The following is a 25,611-nucleotide window of genomic DNA, read 5'->3' as shown; positions in this document are numbered from 1 at the left end:
ATATGACAAAACCGACAGGAATGTCGCGGCCTCCGGCGGGGGCGGCGTGAAATTTCCTTTCTTTTCAACCTTCCATGAATGGCATGGCGATTGCTTTGTCTGAATGCAGGTGGAGTGCCTGTATTGGAGGACGAGCATGATTGCCCTGACGGATAGCGCGGTGGAAGCCATACGGCGTGTCATCTCCAACGCGGAAGATGCGGTGGCCGGGCTGAGGATCATGGTCCAGTCGGGCGGTTGCTCCGGCCTGACCTATCAGATGGGCCTGGAAAGCGCCCCCCAGGACGGTGACGCGGTCATCGAATGCGGTGGGATCACCGTCTTCGTCGACAGCGAAAGCCAAGCCCTGATCGAAGGTATCGAAGTCGATTTCGTCGAGCAGCTGGAAGGCTCCGGTTTCGTCTTCAACAATCCCAACGCCACGGCCAAATGCGGCTGCGGCAAGTCCTTCTCTTGCTGAAGGCGGAGGCCCGGTCAATGTGGAACTATTCTGAAAAGGTCCAGGAATACTTCTTCAACCCGCGCAATGCCGGGTCCCTGGACGACGCCAACGGCATCGGCGAAGTCGGCTCGATCTCCTGCGGCGATGCCTTGAAGCTGATGATCAAGGTCGATCCGGCCAGCGACGTCATCACCGATGCCCGGTTCCAGACCTTCGGCTGCGGCTCGGCTATCGCCTCGTCCTCGGCGCTGACCGAGCTGATCATCGGCAAGACCATCGAGCAGGCGCTGAGCCTGACCAACCAGGATATCGCCGATTTCCTCGACGGCCTGCCGCCCGAGAAGATGCATTGCTCGGTCATGGGGGCCGAGGCCCTGCGCGCCGCCATCGCCGATTACCGCGGCGAGGCCTGGGAAGAGGACGACCACGAGGAAGGCGTGCTGATCTGCAAATGCTTCGGCGTCGATGCGGGCATGATCGAGCGTGCCGTGCGGGCCAACAAGCTGACGACGCTGGAACAGGTGGTCCACTACACCAAGGCCGGCGGCAGCTGCAAGACCTGCCACGAGAAGATCGAGGAGGTGATGGGCGACATCCATGCCGCCATGATCGCGGAAGGCGCCATCACCCCGGCCGAGATTTCCGGCGCCCCGGCGGCCTGTCCCGCCGCGCCGGCCACGCCCGTCGGCCGCCCGATGACCAATCTCCAGAAGATCCAGGCCATCCAGGGCGCCATCGAGGAGTTGCGGCCGCATTTGCAGCGCGATGGCGGCGATATCGAACTGGTGGACGTGGACGGTGATACCGTCGTGGTCAACCTGAAAGGCAGCTGCGTGGGCTGCCAGATGTCGTCGATCACGCTGTCGGGGGTGCAGGAACGCCTGATGGACGTCCTGGGCCGTCCGCTGCGCGTGGTTCCCGTCAGCGCCATGAGCTGAGGAAGGGGGTGGATATGGACGCGATCTATCTCGACAACAACGCCACCACCCGGGTCGATCCGGCCGTGCTGGCCGAAATGCTCCCCTATTTCACCGAACAATTCGGCAATCCCTCCTCGATCCACAGCTTCGGCTCGAAGGTGGGCGAGAAGATCCGCTGGGCCCGCGCCCAGGTGCAGGCCCTGCTGGGCGCCGCCCATGATACGGAAATCGTTTTTACCTCGGGCGGCACGGAATCCGACAGCACCGCCATCCTGTCGGCGCTGAAGGCTTACCCTGAGCGGCGCGAGATCATCACCTCGCGCGTCGAGCATCCCGCCGTGCTGACCCTGTGCCAGTACCTGGAAAAGCACGAAGGCTACAGGGTCCATTACATCGGCGTCGATGCCAAGGGCCGCCTGGACGTGGCCGCCTATGACCGGGCGCTGTCCGAGAATGTGGCCGTGGTCTCGATCATGTATGCCAATAACGAGACCGGCACCATCTTTCCGGTCGAGGCCCTGGCCGAGCGCGCGAAGAAATACGGTATCCTGTTCCATACCGACGCGGTCCAGGCAGTGGGCAAGATCCCGTTGGACCTGGCCCATTCCGATATCGACATGCTGTCGCTGTCCTCGCACAAGCTGCACGGCCCCAAGGGCATCGGCGCGCTGTACCTGAAGCGCGGCGCCAAGTTCCGTCCGCTCTTCCGTGGCGGTCACCAGGAACGCGGGCGGCGGGCGGGCACCGAGAACACCACCGGCATCATCGGCCTGGGCAAGGCCGCCGAACTGGCCCTCGCCGCCATGGAGACCGAGAACACCCAGGTCAAGGCGCTGCGCGACCGGCTTGAACAGGGCATCCTGTCCCAGGTCAGCCATGCCTTCGTCACCGGCGACGTGGAGCACCGCCTGCCCAATACCAGCAACATCGCCTTCGAATATGTCGAGGGCGAGGCCATCCTGCTGATGCTCAACCGCGCCGCCATCGCGGCCTCGGCCGGGTCGGCCTGCACCTCGGGCTCGCTGGAGCCGTCGCATGTGATGATGGCCATGGACATTCCCTTCACGGCGGCCCACGGCACCATCCGCTTCTCGCTGTCGCGCGAGAACACCCTGGAAGAAATCGACCGCGTGGTGGCCGAGGTCCCGGCGATCATCGCCAGACTGCGGACCATGTCGCCCTATTGGCGCAAGGACGGCACCACCGGCGAGTTCACCCCGGCCTATAGCTGATCGCATCCAGGCGAAGGGAGGCTGACATGACCCTGCATCAATCCCGCGTGGTCATCAACGACACCACCCTGCGCGACGGCGAGCAGACCGCCGGTGTCGCTTTCACCGCCGAGGAGAAACTGGCGATCGCCCGCGCCCTGGATGCGGCGGGCGTCGTCGAACTGGAAGTCGGCATCCCGGCCATGGGGCCCGAGGAACAGGATGCGATCCGCGCCGTGGTGGAGGCGGGGCTGTCGGCCCGTGCCATCGCCTGGTGCCGCATGCACGAGAATGACGTCGAGGACGCCCTGGCCTGTGGCGTCTCGATGGTCAATGTCTCGATCCCCGTCTCCGACCAGCAGATCAGCCACAAGATCGGCCGCGACCGCGATTGGGTGCTGAACCGCATCGGCGAGGTGGTGGCCCATGCCCGTGCGCGGGGGCTGGATGTGGCGGTGGGGGGCGAGGATTCCTCGCGCGCCGACCTGGGCTTTCTGCTCGAAGTCGCAGCGGTGGCGGAAGCGGCTGGTGCGCGGCGTTTTCGCTTCGCCGATACGTTGGGCATTCTCGATCCCTTCCGCACGCTGGACGCCTTCCGCAGGCTGCGCGCGTCGCTGAAACTGGAACTGGAAATCCACGCCCATGACGATCTGGGCATGGCGACGGCCAATTCCCTGGCCGCCGTCCTGGGCGGAGCGAACCATGTCAACACCACCGTCAACGGCCTGGGCGAACGGGCGGGCAATGCACCGCTGGAAGAGGTGGTGATGGGACTGCATCATCTTCATGGCCGTCCCACCGGCGTCATGACGGACCGGCTGCTGGCCTGTTCGGAATTGGTGGCCCGGGCCTCGGGGCGGCCGGTGCCGGTGAACAAGAGCATCGTCGGCGATGCCATCTTCACCCATGAAAGCGGCATCCATATCCACGGCCTGCTGCGCGATCCGCGTAATTACCAGAGTTTCGACCCCCAGGAACTGGGCCGCCAGCACCGTCTGGTCCTAGGCAAGCATTCCGGCGTTTCGGCGGTGTTGCACGCCTATGCCGAACTGGGGCTATCCATCGAGGAGCCCCAGGCCCGCGCGGTGCTGGCCCGCGTGCGCCGCCATGTGGATGCCACCAAGCAGATTCCCGGGCAGCCGGAGCTTCTGCGCTTCTACGAGGAAACCGCCCTGCGTGATGCCGGTCTGCTGGCCCCGGGCAATTCTCCGTTGGTGCCGTCATGAAGGCGGCGGAAGGAGAGATGAGCGCCGCCCCTGAGATTCCAAAGCCCGGCCTGTCGTCATTGATCCGCGAGGATGTGGATGCCGTGCTGGCCCGCGATCCGGCGGCGCGGGGACGGTTCGAGGTGCTGTGCACCTATCCCGGCCTGCATGCGGTGATGATCCACCGCCTGTCCCATTGGCTGTGGCGCAAGGGATGGCGCTTTCCGGCCCGCTTCCTCAGCTTCCTGGCACGCATGGTCACCAATGTGGACATCCATCCCGGCGCCGTCATCGGGCGGCGCCTGTTCATCGACCACGGCGCCTGCGTCGTCATCGGCGAGACCGCCGAGATCGGTGACGACTGCACCCTCTATCACGGCGTCACCCTGGGCGGCACCACGCTCAGCCGGGGCAAGCGCCATCCGACGCTGGAGGATGGGGTGCTGGTGGGGGCGGGGGCCAAGGTGCTGGGCGCGGTGGTGATCGGGCGTGGCTCCAGTGTCGGCGCCAATTCCGTGGTCATCGGCGACGTGCCGCCGGGGATGACCGTGGTCGGCATCCCCGGGCGGGTGGTGGTGCCCGCGGCCATGCGCCGCATCAGCGGCGGCATCGATCTCGACCATCACCTGATGCCCGATCCGGTGGGGCGGGCCATCGGCTGCCTGGTCGAGCGCATCAACCATCTCGAAAGGCGCCTCGCCGAAATGGAGCCGGGCCATCAGGGTCCGGCCACGCAATGCGCCATCTGTGCCGATCCCTGCGGCACCGGAACGGAGGTCAAGGAATGAGCGGATTCAAGCAGCAGATCGCCAAGCTTTCGTCAGCCGAGGAATTCTTCGATTTCCTCGGCGTGCCCTATGACCCCCGCGTGGTCTCCGTCAACCGCCTGCATATCCTCAAGCGGTTCCATGATTACCTGGCGCTGGACGCCAACCTGGAGGAGGCCGGGGAGGAGACCCTGCGCAAGGTCTATCGCAGCTTGCTGGAATCGGCCTATCAGGATTTCGTCCGCTCCGATGCCGTGACCGAGAAAGTGTTCAAGGTCTTCCGGCAGGCTCAAGCGACGCAGCTGGGCGGGCAAGGTTTCGTGCCTCTTTCGGACCTGAGCCGATCCTGACGTCGGGCAGTGTGAAGCGGAACACGCTTCCCCCCTCGGGGGCCGATTCCACCCAGATGCGGCCGCCATGGCGGTCGACGATGCGCTTGCAGATGGCAAGGCCGATCCCGGTGCCCTCGTAGCGTCCGATGGGGTGCAGGCGCTGGAAGATCTTGAAGATCCTCTCGCGGTATTCGGGATCGATGCCGATGCCGTTGTCGGTCACCGAGAATTCCCAGATATCCTCGACCGGCCTGGCGGTGACTTGGATCCTGGGGGGCAGGTCGTCGCGGCGGTATTTCATCGCATTGCCGAGCAGGTTCTGGAACAGGCGCGTCAGCTGTATCTGGTCCGCCGTGACATAAGGCAGCGGCCCCACTTCGACCGAGGCGCCGGTATCGCCGATGGCGGTGCCGAGATTGGCCAGCGCCATGGTGACCGCCGTCTGCGAATCCACCGGCAGCAGGGGGGTGGATTCGGAATCCAGGCGGGAATAGTCCAGCAGGTCGATGATCAGCTGGCGCATGCGTTTCGCGCCCTGGGCGGCGAAGGAGATGAACTGGCGGCCATCGGCATCCAACTGCGGGCCATAGCGGCGTTCAAGCAGCTGCACATAGCTGGCGACCATGCGCAGCGGCTCTTGCAGGTCGTGCGAGGCGATGAAGGCGAATTGCTGCAATTCGTCGTTGGAGCGGCGCAGGTCGGCCAGCAGGGTGGCCCGTTCCTCTTCGTGCCGCTTGGCCTCGGTGATGTCGCGGACGCAGGCCACCACCAAAGGCTCACCGCCCACGCGCATCAGCCCCGCGCGCACCTGGATCGGTATGGCGGTGCCGTCCTTGCTGCGATTGATGGTCTCGATGCTGAGCGAGGACATGTGGTGCAGCCGCTTCAGCGAATGGCGCAGCGCCTCCTGGTCGACGAAGACGTCCAGGTCGGTGATGGACATCGACAGCAATTCGGCGCGGCTGTAGCCCAGGACGGAGCAGGCCTCGCGGTTGACGTCGAGGATGCGTCCCTCCATGTCGTGAACGAAGACGCCATCGCGCAGATTGTCGAGCACCGCGCGATAGCGCATCTCGCTTTCCTCCACCGCCTGCCGCGCCTGGCGCTGCTGCCGGCCCCAGCGCGCGACAAGCCAGGGCAGGGCGAGCAGCAGGACGGCCAGGAGCAGCCCCACCAGGCGCAGCGGCCAAAGGGAGCGGGCCAGGGCGAGAGGCTCCTTGCTCCGCGCGGCCAGGCTCCAGGAACCGGAGGGGAAGGCGATCTCCAGGAAGACGGCGTCATCGTTCAGGAACAGGGCGGGATTGCCCCAGATCATCTGCCCTTCGCTGCCGCGCAGGGCGATATCCAGGCGTTCCTGTGCCGCCAGGACGCCGCTGCGCGCGATCAGGGTTTCGATATCGATGACGATGCTGACGACGCCCAAGGGCGGATCCTCCCCCGCCGTGCCGTCGCGGAAGACCGGCGCGCGGTGGATGATGCCGGTGCCGCCCTGGACCAGGTTCACCGGCCCGTTCACCACCGGCTGGCGGGTCTCGAACGCCCGCTCGATCGACGGCCATTGCTCCGGAAGGTCGCGGTAATCGGTCCCCAGCACGGCTTCGTTGTCTTGCAGGGGGTGGACATAGACGACGTGGCTGCCCAGCGCGATGGCCAGATTGCGGATGGGCGCTTCCTCGACGGCAAGTTCGCGCAGGGTCGTGTCCATGTGCCGGAACGGGTCGTCGGGATCGGTCAGGATATGGGCGACGATGCCCCGGCTGAGCAGCAGGGAGCCGTTGAGCTGCATTTCGAGATGGGCGCGGATCGAGCCCATCTCGTGCAGGACGGCCATCTGCGTCTGATCGCGCAGGGCTTCCCGCTGCTGGTATTCCAGCGCGCCCAGCCCCAGCAAGACGACCAAAGCCGACAGCAGGGAGGCGGTCAAGGGGGAAAGGCGGCTCATGAAGGCTCCCGTACTTATACTTCCGTAGTATGGCGGAAGCGGGGGAAGCCGACAATGACGCAGCGTGTCGGAACGCTCTGTCGCATTCGAGACAAACGCGACCGGTTTGTCCGGTCTGCCCCAGTCCGGCGGCGGCAAATCGCCTGGGAATCCGGGATTCTCCAGAATTGGAACGGCGATTGCTTGGGGAGGGAAGACCCGGGTCTCGCGCCGGGAAGGTGAGACGGAGAATCGCGATGCATATTGTGGTCTGTATCAAGCAGGTGCCGGACAGCGCGCAGATCCGCGTCCATCCGGTGACGAATACCATCATGCGCCAAGGGGTGCCGACGATCATCAACCCCTATGACCTCTTTTCCCTGGAGGAAGCGCTGCGTCTCAGGGACCGGATCGGGGCCAAGGTCACCGTCCTGACCATGGGGCCGAAGATGGCCGAGACCGCGCTGCGGAAGGCACTGTCCCTGGGGGCCGACCGGGCGATCCTGCTGACGGACCGCCGTTTCGCCGGCTCGGACACGCTGGCGACCTCCTTCGCCCTGGCCAGCGCCATCGGCAAGATCGCCGAGACCGAGCCGGTGGACATGGTCTTCTGCGGCAAGCAGACCATCGACGGCGACACCGCTCAGGTCGGGCCGGGCATCGCGCGGCGGCTGGGGCTGCAGCAGCTGACCTATATCGCCAGGATCGATTCGGTCGATCCGGCGGGGCGCGAGATCGTGGTCCAGCGCCGGGCCGAGGGCGGCGTGCAGGTCCTGCGCACCGCGCTGCCCTGCATGGTCACCATGCTGGAAGGCAGCAACACCATCCGTTTCGGCACCATGCCCGACATGTTCCGTGCCGCCCGCGCCGTCATCGAGGAATGGGATGCCGCCGCGGCCGGTATCGAGGATGTGATGAAATGCGGCCTGCGCGGCTCGCCCACCGTGGTGAAGAGGGTCTTCGCGCCCAAGCCCAACGCCAAGAAGGCCGAACAGATCGAGGTCGAAGGCAAAAGCGCCGAGGACATCGCCCTGGCCGCCATCGACACCCTGTTCGCCGCCAGGCCGTCGCTCGCCGACGACATGCTGCGCCAAGCCGCCGAATAAAGGAGAGAGGGGAATGAGCGAGCAGAAGCAACCCGCATCCCGCGCCAGCCTGAAGGCGAAGCTGGACGAGAAGCTGCTGGCCTATCAGGGCGTCTGGGTCTTCATCGAACTCGAACGCGGCCAGGTCCACAGCGTGTCGTGGGAACTGATCGGCGAAGGCCGCAAGCTGGCCGATGCGCAGGGCGTGGAATTGTCCGGCGTGCTGGTTGGTCCGTCTGGGGAGACGACCCGCGCCGCCGCGCAGGACGCCTTCGCCTATGGCGCCGACAATGTCTATCTGGTCGAGGACCCGCTTCTCGCGGATTACCGCAACGAGCCCTATACCCAGGTGCTGACCAAGCTGGTGAACAAGTACAAGCCGGAAATCCTGCTGCTGGGGGCGACCAATCTGGGCCGCGACCTGGCGGGCAGCGTGGCGACCACCCTGGCGACGGGCCTGACCGCCGACTGCACCGAACTGGCCATCGACATGGAAGGCCGCTCGCTGGCCGCTACCCGTCCGACCTTCGGTGGCTCGCTGCTGTGCACCATCCACACTTTGAACTTCCGCCCGCAGATGGCGACCGTGCGCCCGCGCGTCATGGCCATGCCCGAACGCCAGGAGGGGCGCGGCGGCAGGATTATCGAAGACGGCATCGACATGGCCGAATCCTCGATCATCACCAAGGTGCTGGACTTCATCCCCGACCGCGACACCAACAAGTCGCAGCTCGCCTATGCGGATATCGTCGTGGCGGGTGGCATGGGGCTGGGCAAGGCCGAGAATTATGCCCTGGTGCAGGAACTGGCCGCCGTGCTGGGGGCCGAGACCGGCGGGTCGCGCCCGCTGGTGCAGAAGGGCTGGCTGACCGCCGACAGGCAGATCGGCCAGACCGGCAAGACCATCCGGCCCAAGCTCTATATCGCCGCCGGCATCTCGGGTGCCATCCAGCATCGCGTGGGCGTCGAGGGGGCGGACACCATCCTCGCCATCAACACCGATCCCAATGCGCCGATCTTCGACTTCGCCCATTACGGCATCGTCGGCGACGCGCTGAAGATCCTTCCCGCCCTGACCGCGGCCTTCCGCAAGCGCCTTGCCGTCAACCGGCTGGCGAGCTGACTTTAGGGGGACTGACCATGACCGAGAAGTTCGATGCCATCGTCGTCGGCGCCGGCCCCTCGGGCAACGCCGCGGCCTATACCCTGGCCAAGGCGGGCCTGAATGTTTTGCAGCTGGAACGCGGCGAATATGCCGGTTCCAAGAATGTGCAAGGCGCCATCCTTTATGCCGACGCCCTGGAACGGATCATTCCCGATTTCCGCGAGGATGCGCCGCTGGAGCGCCATATCATCGAGCAGCGCATGTGGTGCATGGACGAGAAGTCCTATATGGGCGCCCATTACCGCTCGGACGAGTTCAACGAGGAAAAGCCCAACCGCTACACCATCATCCGCGCCCAGTTCGACAAGTGGTTCTCGGAGAAGGTGCGCGGGGCCGGGGCGCTGGTGATCTGCGAGACCACGGTGACCGAACTGATCAAGGACGGCGAGCGCGTGGTGGGCGTGCGCACCGACCGCGAGCAGGGCGACATCTTTGCCGACGTGGTCGTCCTGGCCGATGGCGTGAACTCGCTGCTGGCCCGCAAGGCCGGGTTCCACCCCGAGATCAGCGGCAAGAACGTGGCCCTGGCGGTGAAGGAAATGCATTTCCTGCCCCAGGAGGTCATCGAAAGCCGCTTCAATATCGGCGAGAACGAAGGCGTCGTCATCGAGATGATGGGCAAGGTGACGCGCGGCATGGTGGGCACCGGCTTCCTCTATACCAACCGTGAATCCATCGCTATCGGCATCGGCTGCATGGTCGACGACTTCAAGCATGGCGGCGTCACGCCCTATGGCCTGCTCGAAGAGCTGAAGGCCCATCCGTCCGTCGCGCCGCTGATCAAGGGGGCGGAAGTGAAGGAATATGCCGCCCATCTGATCCCCGAAGGCGGCTACAAGGCGGTTCCCCGGATCAGCGGCGAGGGCTGGATGATCGTCGGCGACTCCGGCATGTTCGTCAACGCCGTTCACCGCGAGGGCTCGAACCTTGCCATGACGACCGGCCGCATCGCGGCGGAGACGGTGATCGCGCTGAAGGAGCGGGGGCTGGACATGAATGCCGCCAACCTGTCGGCCTACCGTAAGGCGCTGGACGACAGCTTCGTCATGAAGGACCTGAAGAAGTACAAGGACATGCCGGACTTCCTGCACGGCAACAAGCACTTCTTCACCAAATATCCCGATCTGCTCGCCAAGGCCGCCTCCACCATGCTGCGCGTGGACGGCATCGACAAGCTGAGCAAGGAAAAGCAAATCTCCCGCTCCTTCCGCCAGAGCCGCTCGCTGTTCGGCCTGGTCGGCGACGCGGTCAAGCTGGTGAGGGCCTTCCGATGATCAAGGTCGAAGACAAGCTCTATCAAAACCGCTATCTGGTGGACGAAGGCCGTCCCCATATCAGCATCAAGGATGTCGAGGTTTGCCGGGACTGCGCCCAGCCCTGCACCTTCTGTTGTCCCGCCGGCTGCTATGCCCGGGAAGAGGACGGCTCGGTGACGCTGACCACCGACGGCTGCCTGGAATGTGGCACCTGCCGTGTCATCTGCCAGGACAGGGGCAACCTGAACTGGGACTATCCGCGCGGCGGCTACGGCATCCTGTTCAAGTTCGGTTGATCCCCGGCCTTCCGGCCATCAAGAAAGGCGCCAGGAGCAATCCCGGCGCCCTTTTCTTGTGGATCACCGCCACCGGCGCTTCAGCAGCGCCGCCAGTTCCGGCCAGGACTGGAACAGCGGCAGCCTGGGGCGGGACGGGCGCGTCGGTTCGACGGCCAGGCCGACGGCGGCCAGGTTGTCCTCGTCGTCCAGTTCGCGGACGATCAATTCGACCTCGCCCAACCGCAGGCGGTCGCCCAGTTCGAGCCTGCCGCCGAAGCTGCGCTTCAGGTATTCCGCCACCGTCAGTCCGCGATCCCCTTCGGGAACGGGCAGGCCGTAGCTGTCGGCCAGGATCGACAGGCGAACATCCGGCGTCAGCAGGAAGTCGCCCCAGAATTCCCGGTCGTCGGGATCGAGCTTGGCGCGGCGGGCGAACAGGCGGTCGAGCAGATGCACCTGTTCGGGCGGGATGAAGATGTAGATGTAATCGTCCGGCTGCAGCCGTCCGGCGGTATGGACGTTCATCGAGCGGCCGTTGCGCACGATCAGCGCCGGGCGCGCCCAGCGCGGAATGCGCTCGCCCCGTCCCACCGGGCTGTCGGCGGCGATGCGATAGGCGACCAGTTCCTGCTTGGCCTGGCCCGGCAGTTCCAGCTCGACGCGGTCCACCGGCCCTTGCCGCGCCGGCACGATCAGCCCCAGCCAGCGGGCGATCGGCCGGACCGTCCAGCCCTGGATCAGCAGCGAGACCAGCACCATCAGGAAGGCGACGTTGAAGAAGAGCTGCGCATTTTCCAGCCCCGCCATCAACGGCACGATGGCCAGCAGGATCGACACCGCGCCGCGCAGGCCGACCCAGGCGACGAAGGTGGTCTCGTTGCGGGTGAATCCAAAAGGCAGCAGGCACAGCCAGACCGCCAGGGGGCGGGCCAGGAAGATCAGCGCCAGGGCCAGCAGGACGGCGGGCAGCAGCACGTCGGGAAAGCTGGACGGCGTTGCCAGCAGGCCCAGGGTCAGGAACATGGCGATCTGGGCCAGCCAGGTCAGCCCGTCCTGGAAGCGGCGCAGCACGGCGCTGTGCTGAAGGCGGGCATTGCCGGCGACGACGCCCGCGACATAGACGGCTAGGAAGCCGCTGCCGCCCAGGGTCGAGGTGGAGGCGAAGACCATCAGCGCCAGGGCGACCACCAGCAGCGGGTAGAGGGCGGTCTCCAGTTGCAGCCGGTTGACCGTCTGGGCGATCAGCAGCCCGCCCAGGATGCCGAAGACGGCGCCCACGCCCACCTGCTTGATCAGGATCTGCAGCATGTGCCAGATCCCCTGCTCGACGCTGGAGGCGGTGATGAACTCGACCAAGCCGATGGTCAGGAAGATGGCGACCGGGTCGTTGCTGCCCGATTCAATTTCCAGCGTCGAGCGGACGCGGTCGCGCAGGGTGATGCCGCCGACGCGCAGCAGGAAGAAGACGGCGGCGGCGTCGGTCGATCCGACGATGGCCCCCATCAGCATTCCTTCCATCCAGCTCAGCCCGAAAGCCACGGAGGCCATGGCGCCCAGGATGGCCGAGGTCAGCACCACGCCGATGGTCGCCAGCGTTATCGCCGGTCCCCCGGCCGTCCGGAAACGGGCGAGGGGGGTGGCGAAGCCGCTGTCGAACAGGATGATCGCCAAGGCGATGCTGCCGATGAACCAAGCGGCGGGGGCGTTGTCGAAATCGATGCCGCCCAATCCGTCTTCTCCCGCCAGCAGGCCGATGCCGAGGAACAGCAGCAGCAGCGGCGCGCCGATGCGGAAGGAAATGACGCTGGTGAGGATGCTGACGACGACGAGACTGGCGCCCACAAGGATCGTGAGGTTCATCGTCAGCAGTTCAATCATCACGCCTCGCCGTCTGGATGGGAAAGCTTGATTATGACCTGCGGCATGCCTTGCAGCAACCCGTCTTCCAGGCAGTGTTCATGAAATTGCAACAGCTTAGCCGGTTTTCTTCCTCTTCCATCCTTAGCGGCGATGCTTCATCATGACCGTTTCGCCGGCTCATGCGACGCAGTGTCGTCCGGCCATGGTTCGCCCTTTTCCTTCTGGCCGTCCTTATGCGCAAGTTCCTGTTCCTTTTCCTGGTTGCCATCGTCGCCGTCGTCAATTTCGCCCTCTGGGGCTGGCTCAACCGGCCCGTCGATGTCGGGATCGACTGGGCCAAGCCGGTGCAGAGCATGTCCTTCGCGCCGTTCCGCAAGGGCCAGAGCCCGCTGGAGATGATCTATCCCAGCCCCGAACAGGTGGAAGAGGACCTGCTGGCCCTGAAGGGCCAGGCCGAGGGGGTGCGCGTCTATACCTCCCAGGAGGGGATGGAGGTGCTGCCCGACCTGGCCCGCAAGCATGGTTTCGACCTGACCTTCAGCGCATGGCTGGGGGTGACGCCCGAGGTCAACGAGGCCGAGGTGACGGCCCTGATCGAGGCGGCCAATGCCCATCCCGACGTCATCAAGCGCGTCATCGTCGGCAATGAGGTGCTGTTGCGCGGCGACCTGACGCCCGAGGAACTGATCGCCTTCATCCGGCGGGTGAAGGCCGAGGTGCAACAGCCTGTTTCCTATGCCGATGTCTGGGCCTTCTTCCTGAAGTATCCGGAAGTGGCCGAGGAAGTGGACTTCCTGACCATCCACATTCTGCCCTACTGGGAGGACGAACCGGTTTCGGTCCGCGATGCCGAACGCCATCTGATCGAGATCTACGACAAGATGGCTCTGTCTTTCCCCGACAAGCCCCTGATGATCGGGGAATCCGGCTGGCCCACCATGGGCCGCGACCGCGGCCCGGCCCAGCCCGGCGTCGCCAATGCCGCCCATTACGTGCGCAGCCTCGCCAAGGTGGCCGAGGAGCGGGGCATCCAATACAACGTGGTCGAGGCGTTCGACCAGTATTGGAAAAGCAAGCTGGAAGGCACGGTCGGCGGGGCCTGGGGCGTGCTCGACGTGGATCGGCGGGTCAAGTTCACCATGAGCGGCCCGGTCGTGGAAAATCCCGACTGGCCCTTCCTGGCGGCGGGCAGCGCCGCCCTGGGGGCCGTGGCCGCACTGGTCCTGTTCTGGCGCCGCCGTGAGGAGAAGCTGCCCGGCCTGATCGGCGGCGTGGCCGCGGCCAGCCTGTTGTCGGCCCTGTTGCTGGCGGCGGCCCATGTGGCGGCGGAAGGCAGCTTCTCGCCGCTGGGCCATCTGGGCGTGGCCGTGCGGATTCTGCTGCTGGGCGGCTTCGTCTATGCGGTGCTGGCGGCGCTGAGGGTGCCGGAACAGGCGCCGACGCGCCTGGGGCAGGCGCTGTTGCTGGCCTTGGCCGGGATCTATGTGACCTGGGCGGCGCTGCTGGCCTGGGATGGGCGCTATCGCGATATTCCCTATGCCGATGTCACCGTGCTGGGCGTGGGGATCGCGCTTCTCTCCATCAGCGGCTTCCTGCGGAGCGGGTTGGCGGGAATGGCGTTCGGCCCGATGTTCGGCGGTGTCCTGCCTGCGGCGCCGCGTTTCGCCGACAAGGCCGTGGCCGGGCTGTTGCTGCTGGGTGCCATCGCCGCCTGCGCCTCGGAAGGCATCGCCCTGGCGCGGGGACAGGACTTCATCACGTTGCATCCCGAATTGTCGGAGCGCGTGCCGCTGATCCTGAAGGCAACCGTCGCCAATACGCAGATGAACATTTTCGCGTTCATGCTCATTCTGACGGCGATACCGTTCTGGGCGAATGGCGCGGCCTTGCGGCGCGGGGGGAGAGTCCGGATGGACGAGGCCAAGCTTCATTGACCCTGCCGCCAAACGGCCCTATCTAGCGAGAAAGCTAAGCATCCCAAGACGATAGGCCGACATGGACATCAACGGAGAATATCGTATCCCCGCCCCGCGCGCCGAAGTCTGGAAGGCGCTGAACGACCCCGAGGTCCTGCGCAGCTGTATTCCCGGTTGTCAGGACCTTGAAAAAGTGTCGGACACGGAATATGCGGCCAAGGTCAATGCCAAGATCGGGGCGGTGTCGGCGGCCTTCACGGGTAAGGTGACCCTTTCGGATCTGGACCCGCCCAACGGCTACACCTTGTCGGGCGAAGGGCAGGGCGGCGTCGCCGGTTTCGCCAAGGGCGACGCCCGCGTGACCTTGATCGAGGAAGGCCCGTCTTCCACCCGCCTGACCTATTCCGCCCGCACGGAAGTGGGCGGCAAGCTGGCCACGGTGGGTAACCGTCTGGTCCAGGGCGTGGCGGCCAAGACGGCCGATCAGTTCTTCGCCTGCTTCGTCGAGAAGGTGACCGGCGTGACGCCGTCGCAGGCCCAGGATGCCGCCCCCGCCATGCCGACGCAGGCGGCCAGCGTGACGCCCATCGCACCCCAGCCCGCCCGCGCGGCGGCCTCCTCTCCGCCACGCGGGCGGGAGAGGGCGTCGGTCCGGGCGCTGGGACGGGAATGGCGCACGCCTTCGGCGACGACCACCATCGTCGCCTTCTGGCTGCTGTTCTATATCGGCTTGTTGCTGATGATGTTCCTGGGCTGACGGCGCAGCGCCATCACCAGCCAGACGAGCGTCAGGACTTCCAGCACGACCATCACGCCGAAGGCCGTCGTGTAACCGGCGGGCGCGTAGCCGTCTTCCGTCGGGAACAGGTTGATGATCGCCCCCATGCCCCATTGGGCGGCGAAGGCGCCGATGAACACTACCAGGTTCAGGGCGGTGTTGACCCGTCCCGCCAGATGGGCCGGGAAGCTTTGCGACAGCAGAGCGTAAGGCAGCGTGCCGGTGGTGCCGAAATAGCCGAACAGCAGCCACAGGGGCAGAAGGAAGGCCGTCCATCCCAACGTCACGAACAGCAGGCAGACCAGGAAGATGGTCATGCCCACCGCCGCCGTCGTCGCCGGTTTGATGCCCAGGCGCCCCAGGCGCTCGGCGATCATGCCGTTCAGCAGGAAGCCCGCCACCATGGACAGCGAGAAGGCAAGGAGGTAGTTCGCCACGGCGGGCCGGTCCAGGCCCGCGACATCGCGCAGCCAGGGCCCCGCCCACAGGCTTTGGATCGCCAGGAAACCGGCCTGCTGCACCATGGTCACCGGCGCGATCTGCCAGAAGGTGGCGCTGGAAAAGATCTGGCGGATGCCATCCATCTGTGCGCGCAGCCCCGCGCTCTGTCCCTCCGACGGGCGTTCGGGCACGGCCAGCAGGATCAGGACGGCGGAGGCGACGGTCAGGGCGGACAGCCACAGGAACACGCCGCGCCAATCGGTGAATTGAAGCGCCAGTTCCACCGGGGCGGTCGCCGCAACGGCGCCGATTCCGCCGGCCGCCAGGGTCAGGCCGTTGACCAGGGGCAGGCGCTCCCGGGGGAACCACACCACATTGGCCTTGAAGGCCCCCATCAGGCAGGCCGATGCCCCCAGCCCGATCAGGGTGCGCCCGGCCATCAGTCCCAGCACGCTTTCGGCCAGGGCGAAGACCAGCCCGCCCGCGGCTGCGATCATCAGCATGCAGGCCTCGACCCGGCGCGCCCCATAGCGGTCGAGCAACAGGCCCAGCGGCAATTGCGTGAAGGCGAAGGCCAAGAAATAGGCGCTGGTGAGCAAGCCTAGATCCGCCGCGCTCAGCGCCATCTCATGCGTCAGGTCGGGCGCGATGACCGCATTCACCGTGCGGAACAGGTAGGACAGGAAATATCCGGCGGCGAAGGGGATCAGCACCCGGGGCAGCAGGACCGCCAGGGTGGCGGAGGCGGGCAAGGGAGACATGAGGGCAGGGCTGTAACCGTGAGTGGTAAGACCACACTAGGGGAGGAACCGTATGACGGCAACCCTGTTCGCGCCGGTCAGGCGGTTCCCCGCCCGACCACCTTGCCGGCCTTGAGGAAGGGCACGAATTCCTCGGCCGAGACGGGACGCGAGAAGTAATAACCCTGGATTTCCTGGCATTGCATCGAACGCAGGCTTTCCAACTGGCGTTCTGTCTCCACGCCTTCGGCGACCACCGCGAGGTTCAGGCTGTGGGCCATGGCGACGATGGCGTTGACGATCTGCTCGCCCGTCGCGTTGACGCCGAGATCCTGGACGAAGCTGCGGTCGATCTTCAATTTGTCGATGGGGAAACGCTTCAGGTAGCTGAGCGAGGAATAGCCGGTGCCGAAATCGTCGATGGCCAGGCGCAGGCCCTTTTCATGCAGATGCAGCAGCGTCTGGATGGTGATCTCGGCATTCTGCATAATGGCGCTTTCGGTCAGCTCCAGCTCCAGCATGCTGGCTTCGACCCCGGTTTCCTCCAGCGTCGCCAGGATGGATTCCACCAGATTGGGCTGGTGGAACTGGTGGGCCGACAGATTGACCGCCACCGGCACGACGGGCAGGCCATCTTCCTGCCATTGGCGGATCTGCTGGCAGGCGGCGCGTATCACCCATGCCCCGACCTGCGTGATCAGCCCTGTTTCCTCGGCGATGGGGATGAACAGGCCGGGCTGGAGCAGCCCCAGTTCCGGATGATTCCAGCGCACCAGGGCTTCCGAGCCGACCACCTTTCCGGTGGCGGTGTCCACTTTGGGTTGGTAATGCAGGACCAGTTCGTTACGCCCGATCGCCTTGCGCAGATCCGTCTCCAGCCGCAGCCTTTCAATGGAATTGGCGTTCATTTCGGGCGTGTAGAAGTGATAGGTGTTCTCGGCCTTGTCCTTGCTGCGGTTCATGGCCGTTTCGGCCTTCTGGATCAGGTCGTCGGGCGTGCTTCCGTCCAGGGGGAACAGGCTGATGCCAAGGCTGGTGGTCACGAAGAATTCGTGGCCGTTGAGGGTGAAGGACGTTCCGAAGACCTCGAGCAGGCGCGCGACCATGGTATTGATGTCGGTGCCCTGGCCCAGATCGGGAAGCAGGCAGCAGAAGGTGTCGCCGCGCAGGCGCGCCACCGTGTCCTCGCCCCGTAGGGCGGCGGTCAGGCGGTCGGCCACCTCGCGCAGCAGGGCGTCCCCGGTCTGGTGCCCCAGCGTCTCGTTCACGGTCTTGAAGCGGTCGAGGCTGACCAGCACCACGGCGACCTGACGTCCGGTGCGCTGCGAGCGCTCGAGAGCGCGGCTGAGGCGGTCCTCGAACAGATAGCGGTTGGGCAGGCGGGTGACCGCGTCGTAATAGGTCAGCGTCTTGATGGTTTCTTCGGCGCGCTTGTGCTTGCTGATGTCGCTGAAGATGCCGACGAAACGGCTGGGGCCGCCATTGGGTTCGCGCAATTCGTGAATGCTCAGCCATTCCGGATAGGCTTCGCCATTCTTGCGGCGGTTCCAGATCTCGCCCGACCAGCGGCCGGTCTGGCGGATGACGGACCACATCTCGCGATAGAATTCGGGGCCTTGCAGGCCGGATTTCAGCAGGCTGGCATTCCGTCCGATGACGTCTTCCTTGCTGTAGCCGGAAATCGTGCTGAAGGCGGAATTGATCCAGACGATATTGCCCTTGCTGTTGGTCACCATCACGCCTTCGGCGGTGGATTCCAGCACCTTCTCGGCCACCATCAGGCGGGATTCGGCGCGCTTACGCTCGGTGATGTCGCGGATGACGCCGGTGAAGAAGCGCTTGTCGCCCAGTTTCAGTTCGCTCAGCGCCAAGTCCATCGGGAAGGTCGAGCCATCCTTGCGCTGGCCGATAACCTCGCGCCCGATCCCGATGACGGTGGCCTGTCCGGTGTCGGTATAGTCGCGCATATACCGGTCGTGGCGTTTGCCGTATTCCTCCGGCATCAGCAGGTTCAGGCTCTTGCCGATGATTTCCTCGGCGGTGAAGCCGAACATGCGCTCGGCGGCGGGGTTGAAGTCCTGGATGATGCCGTGTTCGTCCGAGGTGATGATGGCATCGACGACGGTATTCATGATGCCCGCCAGCCGGGCCTCGCTCTGGCGATGCGCCTCGGCGGCGCGCAGGAAAGGGGAAACGTCGCTGGCTTCGATCAGGGTGGCGTCGGCCCCCTCCCAGACCATGGGGACCCGGGTGAGGCTGACCTCGACGGCCGGGCTATTGCCGTGACGCAGGCGCACCGTTTCATCCGTCTCCGCTTCGACGTAATCACCCCAGGCATGGCCGATGGCGCGTTCGGGCGCGTCCAGGCCCAGCAACCGTGCCCCGGCGGGATTGAGGAAGGCGATCCGACCCTCGCGAAGGACGGCGATCAGATTCGGCGCACGCTCGACGATCTGGCGATAGGCGCCGTTTTCCCCCTCGACGGGACGGGACGGCGCGGATGCCAGGCGGCGCAGCAGCAGATAGGCCGCGAGGGCGGATGCGGCAAGCAGGCTCCAGGCAGGCCAATCGGCCGGCAGGACTTGTCCGGGATGGGCTGGGGAACCGGTGAGCAGGATCCACACTGCCCCCACGGCACCATAAAAGGCGGTCAGGAGCCCCGGCTGTCTCGGGGAACGGCGTTGCGCCGTCTGGCCCAGAGAAGACGGGGACGTGGTATTCCGTTGTGTCATGTCCTGTTCCGGCGTGGCGTCTCATGCGCCTTCTGCCTTGACGAAGATGCCGTGAAGCCGGACGGCAAGGTGGTGCAGAATGATTCCAAGATACCTCTAACGTAGATAATCCACAAGAAAGAAGGGTGCTTACATACCTCTTCCATTAGGGGAAAATCCCTACCTATGCAAGGGTATCTCAAGTCGTGGTTTCACACTCATGAAACCATACGACGGCGAGGGATTGGCCGGATCCGGACGGTCTGAAATACTGTTTCCGTCGTCTTCCACGGCAACAATGGGGCATCATGATCGTTACCTTCACGGATTTCGGGCTGGAAGGGCCTTATCTCGGTCAGGTCAAGGCGGTCCTGCACATGGCGGCCCCCGGCTTGCCGGTGGTGGACCTGCTGGCCGACGCGCCCGCTTTCGATCCCCAGGCCGCCGCCTATCTGCTGCCGCCCTATGCGTCGGTCTTTCCGCCGGGCAGCATCTTCCTCTGCGTGATCGATCCGGGGGTGGGAACCGAGCGGGCGCCGCTGATGCTGCGCGCGGACGGGCGCTGGTATGTCGGCCCGGATAACGGCCTGTTCGAGCCGCTGATGCGCCGCTCCCGGCAGCTGTCCTGCTGGCGCATCACCTGGCGGGGCGAGCGTCTGTCGGCCAGTTTCCACGGCCGGGACCTTTTCGCCCCGGTTGCGGCGGCGCTCGCCAGGGGAGAGGCGCCCGAGACGCTGGGCGAGGCCGTCGAGCCGCCCCGCCGTCCCGACTGGCCCGACGATTTGGCGCGCATCGTCTATGTGGATCGCTATGGGAATGCCCTGACCGGGCTGCGTGCTTCATCCCTGGCGCAGGGCGACCAATTGGGCATTGGCGGCCATGTCCTGTATCGGGCGCGGACCTTCGGCGATGTCCCCGCGGGGCAGGGCTTCTGGTACGAGAATTCCAACGGCTTGGCGGAAATCGCCGTCAATGGCGGCCGGGCCGATCAGGTCCTGGGGGCTGTCCTGGGTGCGGCGGTTGACCTGTATGCCGGGTATACCCCCTAAATCTTACTATCCAGGCGCGGGCGGACTTTTATCTTTTCCGGGAATGGCTATCATGTCCGCCTCTTAGGGGAGTGGAGAGACAGGCGTGAAAGTAAAGTTCTGGGGCGTTCGGGGAAGCATTGCCTGTCCATCGCCCGATCATGTGATTTATGGCGGCAATACCAGCTGCGTTCAGGTCGATGCCGGGGGAAAGGTCTTCATCATCGATGCCGGCACGGGCATCCGCAATTGTGGGCTCGAGCTTGCCCGACGCGGCGTCCAGGACGTGGTTCTGCTGCTGACCCACACCCATTGGGACCATATCAACGGCTTTCCCTTCTTCGGTCCGGCCTTCAATCCCGATTATACGATTCGTGTCATGGCCGGCCATCTGAAGAACAATGGCGGCGTGCAGACGGTGCTGGCCAGCCAGATGTCCACGCCGATGTTCCCGGTTCCGCTGGAAGCCCTGCGATCAAGGCTGAGCTTCGAGGATTTCAGCGCCGGACAGACCCTGGAATTCGGAGACGTGGTGGTGCGCACGGCGCCCCTGCGCCATCCCAACGGCGCCACCGGCTATCGTATCGAACATGGCGGCGCTTCGGTCTGCATCGTGACCGATACCGAACATGTGCCGGGCGAGCCGGATGCGACCATCCTGAAGCTGATCGAAGGCGCCGATCTGGTGATCTACGACAGCACCTATACCGACGACGAATTCCCGGCCAAGGTCGGCTGGGGCCATTCCACCTGGCAGGAAGGGGTGCGGCTGTGCCGCCAGGCCCGGGTCAAGCGCCTGGCCATCTTCCACCACGACCCCGATCATACCGACAGCTTCATGGAAAAGCTGGAGGACGAGGCCCGCCGCCTGTGGGACGGGACGGTGGTTGCCCGCGACAATATGGAAATCGCGCTGGGCTAGGCGGGGGATTTATCGATCATAAGGCCCAGGAGGCCGGACCTCCTGGGCGGGAATCCGCGAGATTATTCCGCGTTCGGGAAGAAAAGCTGCTCGCCGTCGATCTGGTAGGAGGCGATGGCCTGCTGCCCGTCTTCCGAGGTCAGCCAATCCATGAAGGCGCGGCCGGCGTCGGCCTTGACATGGGGATGGCGTTCGGGATTGACCAGAATCACGCCGTACTGGTTGAACATGGCCGGGTCGCCCTCGACGAGGATTTCGAGGTTGCCGCGATTCTTGAAGCTGAGCCAGGTGCCGCGGTCGGCCAGGACATAGGCGTCCATGGCGGCGGCGGTGTTCAGCGTCGGGCCCATGCCCGAGCCGGTTTCCCGGTACCAGTTGCCCGAGGCGGCCTTGACGTCAACACCGGCCTGCGACCAGAAGCGCAGTTCGGCGGCATGGGTGCCGCTGTTGTCGCCGCGCGAGACGAAGGGAGCCTCGGCCTGGGCGATCTTCTGCAGGGCCGGAACGGTGCTGCCTTCACCTTGGCTGCGCGCTTCGGCGGGGTCCGCCTTGGGGCCGATCAGGATGAAGTCGTTATACATCACGGGGCGGCGGTCGACGCCGAAGCCGTCGGCGACGAATTTTTCTTCGGCGACGGTGTCATGGACCAGCACCACGTCGGCATCGCCGTTGGCGGCGGTCTTCAGCGCCTGACCGGTGCCCTGGGCGACGACGCGGACTTCGATGCCGCTCTGTTCGGTGAAGCGGGGCAGGATATGCTTGAACAGGCCGGATTGTTCGGTCGAGGTGGTCGAGGCCACGACGATGAACTGCTCCTGCGCGGCAGCAGGTGCGGCGAGTCCGAGGGTAAGGACAAAGGCGGCAGCCAAGCTGCCCAGAGTCTTCTTCATTTTGTTATTCCCTGATTTTTACCAAAGGAGATCGCCGGCCAGGAAGGCGCGCGCCTCGGACGTGGCCGGGCCGGAGAAGAAAGGTTCGGCCGGTCGATGTTCGATCAGGCGGCCGGAATGCAGGAACAGCACTTCCCCGGCCAAGCGGCGGGCCTGGCCCAAGTCATGGGTGGTCATGATGATCTTGGTGCCGCTTTCCTGGACCTGTCCGATCAAGGTCTCGACCGCCTTGGTGGCTTGGGGGTCCAGGCTGGCGGTGGGTTCGTCGAGGAACAGGACCTGGGGGCGGCAGGCCCAGGCGCGGGCGATGGCAAGGCGCTGCTGCTGCCCCCCCGACAGGACGCGGGCGGGGGTCTGCGCCTGATCGCTGAGGCCGGCCAGTTCCAGGGCCTCGGCGACCAGCTTCTTGCGGCTTTGGCGGCAGATTCCGTTCAGCTTCAGGGCATAGTCGATATTCGCGGCGGCGGAACGGCGCAGCATCACCGGGCGCTGGAAGACCATGGCGTGAAGCTTGGGCATGTGGCGGCCGAGATCGCGCCAGATCACTTGGCCGGTGGTCGGCTGCAGCAGGCCGTGGCAGAGGCGCAGCAACAGGCTTTTGCCCGCGCCGTTGGGGCCGAGCAGGATGGTGGCAGGGCCGTCCTCGATCATCAGGTCGATGTCGTGAATCAGCTTTTTTCCCCCGGCGGAGAAGCTGACGCCGCACAATTCCAGCGGCAGGATCGAGAAATTGCGCATCACGCCACCCTCCGGCGCATCAGGCGTCTTTCCTGCCGCGTCGCCATGGCCAGCAAGGCGGTGGCGGCATTGACGCCGAGCGAGAGGATCAGCAGCACGATTCCCAGACCCAGGGCCAGCGGCAGGTCGCCGCGGCTGACCTCGAGTGCAATGGCGGTGGTCATGACGCGGGTGACATGCTCGATATTGCCGCCGACGATCATCACCGCGCCGACTTCTGCGCTGGCGCGTCCGAAGCCCGCGAGGATGCCGGTGGTCAGGGGAAAGCGGCCTTCCCATAGCAGGGTGGGGGTAGCGCTCAGCCGCCCGGCGCCGAGCGAGCGCAATTGTTCGCCATATTCCGTCCACAGGTCTTCGACCACCTGTCGGGAATAGGCGACGATGATGGGCGTGACCAGCACCACCTGGGCGATGATCATGGCCGTAGGGGTGTAAAGCAGGCTCAGCACGCCGAAGGGCCCGGCGCGGGACAGCATCAGATAGACCAGCAGCCCCACCACCACCGGCGGCAGGCCCATCAGCGTGTTGGACAGCACGATGACGGCGCCGCGCCCGGGGAAGGAGGACAAAGCCAGCAGGGCACCCAGCGGCAAGCCGATCAGCGCGGCCAGGAAGACCGCCGTCAGGCTGACCTGCAGCGACAGGCCGACGATCTCGCGCAGAGCCGGGTCCATGCCCAGGATCAGCGCCAGTGCGGCGGCAAAGGATTCACCGATTGTAGACATGCCTCTCCACGACCTCTTCCCCCTAAGCTAGCGGGATTCGTGGCGGAGAGCCATGCGTTTTTATGCATTTTCGCGCGTTTACTACGGAATGCGGAAGAAATTGCTCTTCCTTGCGATTCCGGCCGGAAATGAAAAAAGCCCCCGCCTGGGCAGGCAGGGGCTTGCATTGCGGCAGGAAAGCCGGTTCAGCGCGGGATATGGGCGCCTTCGGCGATCCAGCGGCCAAGGATCACCCGTTCTTCCTGGGTCATGCCGGTGACGTTGCCCAGCGGCATGGAATCGCTTTCCACCGAACGGGTCTGGATGCCCGCCGCCCAGGCCTGGATCTGCTGGGGCGTGTCGAAGGCCACGCCGTTGGGGGCGGAGGGGAAGTCGGGATAGGTCGGGCGTGCCGAATGACAGGCATTGCAGCGCGCCTCGACGATGGCCTGGGCGATGGCGAAGGAGGTGCCGGGCAGGCCGTCCTCGCCTTCGATTGCGGCCTCGGCCGGGCTGCGGGCGGGCGGAGAGATGACCAGGGCCAGGGCGACCAGGGCGGCGCCGGCGGCGGGCAGGATCCAGGGCTGGTTGATGCCCCGGTTGCGCAGGTTGAAGTAATGCCGGACCACCGCCCCGATCAGCGCCAGCCCCGCCAGGATGGCCCAGTTCCATTCATGGCCGAAGGCGGTGGGATAATGGTTGCTGATCATGGTGAACAGCACCGGCAGGGTCATGTAGTTGTTGTGCAGCGAGCGCTGCTTGCCGCGCTTGCCGTCGGCGGGATTGGCGGTCTCGCCCTTTTCCAAGGCAGCGACGATGCGCTTCTGGCCGGGAATGATGACAGCGAAGACGTTCACCGCCATCAGTGTGCCGATCACCGCCCCCATCTGCATATACATGCCGCGTCCGCTGAAGACATGGGACAGGCCATAGGCCAGCAGGGTCAGCAGCACGAAGACGACGATGGCCAGCAAGCCGTCATTCTTGCCCAGAGGCGAGCGGCACAGACCGTCATAGATCAGCCAGGACAGCACCATCGCGCCCACGCCGATGGCCACGCCCTGGAAGGGTGTGAGGGTGCTGTCGGCGGGCAGCAGATAGGCACTGGCCTGCATGTAGTAGATCAGGATCAGCAGCAGCAGGCCGGTCGCCCAGGTGGCATAGGCTTCCCATTTGAACCAATGCAGTTCATCAGGCAGGCGGGCGGGGGCGACCAGGAATTTGCGGACATGGTAGAAGCCGCCGCCATGGACCATCCACACTTCGCCTTGCAGGCGGTCGCGTTCGGGATCGCGGTCGTTCTTGCGCAGGCTGCTGTCCTGCCAGTTGAAGTAGAAGGAGGAGCCGATCCAGGCGATGCCGACGATGATATGCATCCAGCGAAGCGCCAGATTCAGCCACTCTGTCAGGAAAGCGTCCATGATGAGTTCTCAGCTGCCGCGATAGGTGGAATAGGACCAGGGCGAGACCAATAGCGGCACGTGGTAATGCTGCTCGGGATTGCCGATGGCGAAGCGCAAGGGAATGCGGTCGAGGAAGGAAGGGGCGGCGGTCGGCTGGCAGGTCGCCGAGAAATAGGCGCCGGCCAGGAATTCCAGTTCGTAGGTTCCGGCCTTCAGTTCCGCACCGGACAGGGCCGGGGCATCCAGGCGGCCGTCGGCATTGGTGACGAATTCACCCAGCAGGCGACGTTCGCTGCCGTCGACGGCATGGAGGAAGAGGCGCATCCCCGAGGCCGGACGGCCCGTCGCCGTGTCCAGCACATGGGTCGTCAGGCGGCCGGTGGGATTGGGCACGACCATGTCGAGCAGGCGCATCCAGGCGATCTTGGCGACCTCGGCCAGGGCGGTCTGCTTCTCGGCGCCGGGGGGGTTCTTCACGCGGCGGGCGAAGGAATCGAGGATGCGGAACTTGTCGGCATGCCGCACCGCCATGATGAAAGGAAAGCCGAAACGGGTGCGATAGGCATCGTTCAGGCTGGTGAAGCGGGCCATTTCTTCGGCGGTCAGGCGGTCCAGTCCGGCGGAGGCCTGCTCGCCCTTGGATTCCACCGTCACCTCGCCGGCGATGGCGGCGCGTCCGGCCAAATCGGGATGGGCGCGCAGCAGGGCCAGTTGCTCGTCCTCGCTTGCCTCGCGCACGGCCGCCTGGGCCATGGCGTCATGCAAGGCGGTCAGCGAACCGAAGGGGCGGGATGCCCAGGCGCGCTCGGCGACCCAGGGGGAATGCTCGAAGACGCCGCCGAAATGGGCGACGAAGGCGCCGCAATCCAGGGCGTCGATCTCGGCGATGGACAGCATG

The 25,611-nt window shown here is 65.3% G+C and carries 23 protein-coding genes and 1 pseudogene; 14 read left to right on the top strand and 10 right to left on the bottom strand.

Annotated elements, in window-relative coordinates; translation table 11 throughout:
- The first annotated feature begins 136 nt into the window (after positions 1–136).
- From EPD66_RS06480 to nifW, 6 genes are read left to right on the top strand one after another with little or no spacing between them, the layout of a single operon-like run.
- Positions 137–460, top strand: a complete 324-nt coding sequence (locus EPD66_RS06480; protein ID WP_142847669.1) for an iron-sulfur cluster assembly accessory protein — start codon at positions 137–139, stop codon at positions 458–460.
- 17 nt (positions 461–477) lie between these two features.
- The gene (nifU, locus tag EPD66_RS06475) at positions 478–1,380 is read left to right on the top strand and encodes a Fe-S cluster assembly protein NifU (RefSeq protein WP_142847668.1); all 903 of its coding nucleotides are present in this window, start codon (positions 478–480) and stop codon (positions 1,378–1,380) included.
- A 14-nt stretch (positions 1,381–1,394) separates the two neighbouring features.
- Positions 1,395–2,594, top strand: coding sequence for a cysteine desulfurase NifS (gene nifS, locus EPD66_RS06470; protein WP_142847667.1), 1,200 nt, complete (start codon positions 1,395–1,397; stop codon positions 2,592–2,594).
- 26 nt (positions 2,595–2,620) lie between these two features.
- On the top strand, positions 2,621–3,799 hold the full coding sequence (gene nifV / locus EPD66_RS06465) for a homocitrate synthase (RefSeq protein WP_142847666.1): 1,179 nt from the start codon (positions 2,621–2,623) through the stop codon (positions 3,797–3,799).
- A 17-nt stretch (positions 3,800–3,816) separates the two neighbouring features.
- Positions 3,817–4,566, top strand: a complete 750-nt coding sequence (cysE, locus tag EPD66_RS06460) for a serine O-acetyltransferase (RefSeq protein ID WP_142847665.1) — start codon at positions 3,817–3,819, stop codon at positions 4,564–4,566.
- Complete coding sequence (nifW, locus tag EPD66_RS06455; protein WP_142847664.1) at positions 4,563–4,895, top strand: nitrogenase stabilizing/protective protein NifW; 333 nt, start codon at positions 4,563–4,565, stop codon at positions 4,893–4,895. Before cysE ends, nifW begins: the two co-directional genes overlap by 4 nt.
- Here the strand turns inward: nifW and EPD66_RS06450 are convergent.
- Positions 4,816–6,819, bottom strand: coding sequence for an ATP-binding protein (locus EPD66_RS06450; RefSeq protein ID WP_142847663.1), 2,004 nt, complete (start codon positions 6,817–6,819; stop codon positions 4,816–4,818). The genes nifW and EPD66_RS06450 overlap by 80 nt on opposite strands.
- Positions 6,820–7,055: 236 nt before the next feature.
- Between EPD66_RS06450 and EPD66_RS06445 the strand changes: the two genes are divergently transcribed.
- From EPD66_RS06445 to EPD66_RS06430, 4 genes are read left to right on the top strand one after another with little or no spacing between them, the layout of a single operon-like run.
- On the top strand, positions 7,056–7,904 hold the full coding sequence (locus EPD66_RS06445) for an electron transfer flavoprotein subunit beta/FixA family protein (protein WP_142847662.1): 849 nt from the start codon (positions 7,056–7,058) through the stop codon (positions 7,902–7,904).
- 13 nt (positions 7,905–7,917) lie between these two features.
- Positions 7,918–9,006 (top strand): electron transfer flavoprotein subunit alpha/FixB family protein, encoded by a 1,089-nt coding sequence (locus EPD66_RS06440; protein WP_142847661.1) that lies wholly within the window; start codon positions 7,918–7,920, stop codon positions 9,004–9,006.
- Positions 9,007–9,023: 17 nt separating this feature from the next.
- Positions 9,024–10,322, top strand: coding sequence for an FAD-dependent oxidoreductase (locus EPD66_RS06435; protein ID WP_142847660.1), 1,299 nt, complete (start codon positions 9,024–9,026; stop codon positions 10,320–10,322).
- Positions 10,319–10,600 (top strand): ferredoxin family protein, encoded by a 282-nt coding sequence (locus EPD66_RS06430; protein ID WP_142847659.1) that lies wholly within the window; start codon positions 10,319–10,321, stop codon positions 10,598–10,600. Before EPD66_RS06435 ends, EPD66_RS06430 begins: the two co-directional genes overlap by 4 nt.
- 63 nt (positions 10,601–10,663) lie before the next feature.
- Here the strand turns inward: EPD66_RS06430 and EPD66_RS06425 are convergent, their stop codons facing one another.
- Positions 10,664–12,460 carry a potassium/proton antiporter gene (locus EPD66_RS06425; protein WP_221930894.1) on the bottom strand — a complete coding sequence of 599 codons (1,797 nt, stop codon included), beginning with the start codon at positions 12,458–12,460 and terminating at the stop codon, positions 10,664–10,666.
- 215 nt (positions 12,461–12,675) lie between these two features.
- On the opposite strand from EPD66_RS06425, the gene EPD66_RS06420 reads away from it, so the two are divergent.
- Together EPD66_RS06420 and EPD66_RS06415 are read left to right on the top strand one after the other, a co-directional pair.
- Positions 12,676–14,376, top strand: coding sequence for an exo-beta-1,3-glucanase (locus EPD66_RS06420; RefSeq protein ID WP_142847783.1), 1,701 nt, complete (start codon positions 12,676–12,678; stop codon positions 14,374–14,376).
- Between the two features lie 61 nt (positions 14,377–14,437).
- The gene (locus tag EPD66_RS06415; RefSeq protein ID WP_142847658.1) at positions 14,438–15,115 is read left to right on the top strand and encodes a CoxG family protein; all 678 of its coding nucleotides are present in this window, start codon (positions 14,438–14,440) and stop codon (positions 15,113–15,115) included.
- Here the strand turns inward: EPD66_RS06415 and EPD66_RS06410 are convergent.
- A complete protein-coding gene (locus EPD66_RS06410; RefSeq protein WP_142847657.1) occupies positions 15,079–16,338 on the bottom strand; it encodes an MFS transporter in 1,260 nt (419 codons plus the stop codon). The genes EPD66_RS06415 and EPD66_RS06410 overlap by 37 nt on opposite strands.
- 77 nt (positions 16,339–16,415) lie before the next feature.
- Positions 16,416–19,049, bottom strand: a complete 2,634-nt coding sequence (locus tag EPD66_RS06405) for an EAL domain-containing protein (protein WP_142847656.1) — start codon at positions 19,047–19,049, stop codon at positions 16,416–16,418.
- A 287-nt stretch (positions 19,050–19,336) separates the two neighbouring features.
- Between EPD66_RS06405 and EPD66_RS06400 the strand changes: the two genes are divergently transcribed.
- Together EPD66_RS06400 and EPD66_RS06395 are read left to right on the top strand one after the other, a co-directional pair.
- Entirely contained in the window at positions 19,337–20,077 is a 741-nt protein-coding gene (locus tag EPD66_RS06400; RefSeq protein ID WP_142847655.1) for an S-adenosyl-l-methionine hydroxide adenosyltransferase family protein, read from the top strand.
- An 85-nt stretch (positions 20,078–20,162) separates the two neighbouring features.
- Positions 20,163–20,978, top strand: a complete 816-nt coding sequence (locus EPD66_RS06395; RefSeq protein ID WP_142847654.1) for an MBL fold metallo-hydrolase — start codon at positions 20,163–20,165, stop codon at positions 20,976–20,978.
- Positions 20,979–21,040: 62 nt separating this feature from the next.
- Here the strand turns inward: EPD66_RS06395 and EPD66_RS06390 are convergent, their stop codons facing one another.
- From EPD66_RS06390 to uraD, 6 genes and pseudogenes are all read right to left on the bottom strand, one after another.
- On the bottom strand, positions 21,041–21,868 hold the full coding sequence (locus EPD66_RS06390; protein WP_142847653.1) for a substrate-binding domain-containing protein: 828 nt from the start codon (positions 21,866–21,868) through the stop codon (positions 21,041–21,043).
- Positions 21,869–21,886: 18 nt separating this feature from the next.
- A complete protein-coding gene (locus EPD66_RS06385) occupies positions 21,887–22,606 on the bottom strand; it encodes an ATP-binding cassette domain-containing protein (RefSeq protein ID WP_142847782.1) in 720 nt (239 codons plus the stop codon).
- On the bottom strand, positions 22,606–23,331 hold the full coding sequence (locus tag EPD66_RS06380; protein WP_142847652.1) for an ABC transporter permease: 726 nt from the start codon (positions 23,329–23,331) through the stop codon (positions 22,606–22,608). The genes EPD66_RS06385 and EPD66_RS06380 overlap by 1 nt, the downstream gene beginning before the upstream one ends.
- A 185-nt stretch (positions 23,332–23,516) precedes the next feature.
- A complete protein-coding gene (locus EPD66_RS06375) occupies positions 23,517–24,731 on the bottom strand; it encodes a urate hydroxylase PuuD (protein WP_142847651.1) in 1,215 nt (404 codons plus the stop codon).
- A 9-nt stretch (positions 24,732–24,740) separates the two neighbouring features.
- Entirely contained in the window at positions 24,741–25,112 is a 372-nt protein-coding gene (gene uraH / locus EPD66_RS24340) for a hydroxyisourate hydrolase (protein WP_221930904.1), read from the bottom strand.
- A gap of 9 nt (positions 25,113–25,121) precedes the next feature.
- A pseudogene (uraD, locus tag EPD66_RS24335) lies at positions 25,122–25,610 on the bottom strand (2-oxo-4-hydroxy-4-carboxy-5-ureidoimidazoline decarboxylase); the annotation flags it as partial.
- Position 25,611 lies beyond the last annotated feature (1 nt).

The sequence above is a fragment of the Telmatospirillum sp. J64-1 genome (genome assembly GCF_006980715.1).
Classification (GTDB): Bacteria; Pseudomonadota; Alphaproteobacteria; order Rhodospirillales; family Magnetospirillaceae; genus Oleiliquidispirillum; species Oleiliquidispirillum nitrogeniifigens.
The sequence above is the reverse complement of the archived record's forward strand: the minus strand, read 5'-3'. Positions and strand labels throughout refer to the sequence as shown.

What these genes read in the sequence shown, in the direction of transcription:
- EPD66_RS06480 (WP_142847669.1), top strand. Translation starts at nt 137, where the DNA reads ATGATTGCCCTGACGGATAGCGCGGTGGAAGCCATACGGCGTGTCATC.
- nifU (WP_142847668.1), top strand. Translation starts at nt 478, where the DNA reads ATGTGGAACTATTCTGAAAAGGTCCAGGAATACTTCTTCAACCCGCGC.
- nifS (WP_142847667.1), top strand. Translation starts at nt 1,395, where the DNA reads ATGGACGCGATCTATCTCGACAACAACGCCACCACCCGGGTCGATCCG.
- nifV (WP_142847666.1), top strand. Translation starts at nt 2,621, where the DNA reads ATGACCCTGCATCAATCCCGCGTGGTCATCAACGACACCACCCTGCGC.
- cysE (WP_142847665.1), top strand. Translation starts at nt 3,817, where the DNA reads ATGAGCGCCGCCCCTGAGATTCCAAAGCCCGGCCTGTCGTCATTGATC.
- nifW (WP_142847664.1), top strand. Translation starts at nt 4,563, where the DNA reads ATGAGCGGATTCAAGCAGCAGATCGCCAAGCTTTCGTCAGCCGAGGAA.
- EPD66_RS06450 (WP_142847663.1), bottom strand. Translation starts at nt 6,819, where the DNA reads ATGAGCCGCCTTTCCCCCTTGACCGCCTCCCTGCTGTCGGCTTTGGTC.
- EPD66_RS06445 (WP_142847662.1), top strand. Translation starts at nt 7,056, where the DNA reads ATGCATATTGTGGTCTGTATCAAGCAGGTGCCGGACAGCGCGCAGATC.
- EPD66_RS06440 (WP_142847661.1), top strand. Translation starts at nt 7,918, where the DNA reads ATGAGCGAGCAGAAGCAACCCGCATCCCGCGCCAGCCTGAAGGCGAAG.
- EPD66_RS06435 (WP_142847660.1), top strand. Translation starts at nt 9,024, where the DNA reads ATGACCGAGAAGTTCGATGCCATCGTCGTCGGCGCCGGCCCCTCGGGC.
- EPD66_RS06430 (WP_142847659.1), top strand. Translation starts at nt 10,319, where the DNA reads ATGATCAAGGTCGAAGACAAGCTCTATCAAAACCGCTATCTGGTGGAC.
- EPD66_RS06425 (WP_221930894.1), bottom strand. Translation starts at nt 12,460, where the DNA reads ATGATTGAACTGCTGACGATGAACCTCACGATCCTTGTGGGCGCCAGT.
- EPD66_RS06420 (WP_142847783.1), top strand. Translation starts at nt 12,676, where the DNA reads ATGCGCAAGTTCCTGTTCCTTTTCCTGGTTGCCATCGTCGCCGTCGTC.
- EPD66_RS06415 (WP_142847658.1), top strand. Translation starts at nt 14,438, where the DNA reads ATGGACATCAACGGAGAATATCGTATCCCCGCCCCGCGCGCCGAAGTC.
- EPD66_RS06410 (WP_142847657.1), bottom strand. Translation starts at nt 16,338, where the DNA reads ATGTCTCCCTTGCCCGCCTCCGCCACCCTGGCGGTCCTGCTGCCCCGG.
- EPD66_RS06405 (WP_142847656.1), bottom strand. Translation starts at nt 19,049, where the DNA reads ATGACACAACGGAATACCACGTCCCCGTCTTCTCTGGGCCAGACGGCG.
- EPD66_RS06400 (WP_142847655.1), top strand. Translation starts at nt 19,337, where the DNA reads ATGATCGTTACCTTCACGGATTTCGGGCTGGAAGGGCCTTATCTCGGT.
- EPD66_RS06390 (WP_142847653.1), bottom strand. Translation starts at nt 21,868, where the DNA reads ATGAAGAAGACTCTGGGCAGCTTGGCTGCCGCCTTTGTCCTTACCCTC.
- EPD66_RS06385 (WP_142847782.1), bottom strand. Translation starts at nt 22,606, where the DNA reads ATGCGCAATTTCTCGATCCTGCCGCTGGAATTGTGCGGCGTCAGCTTC.
- EPD66_RS06380 (WP_142847652.1), bottom strand. Translation starts at nt 23,331, where the DNA reads ATGTCTACAATCGGTGAATCCTTTGCCGCCGCACTGGCGCTGATCCTG.
- EPD66_RS06375 (WP_142847651.1), bottom strand. Translation starts at nt 24,731, where the DNA reads ATGGACGCTTTCCTGACAGAGTGGCTGAATCTGGCGCTTCGCTGGATG.
- uraH (WP_221930904.1), bottom strand. Translation starts at nt 25,112, where the DNA reads ATGGTCGTGCCCAATCCCACCGGCCGCCTGACGACCCATGTGCTGGAC.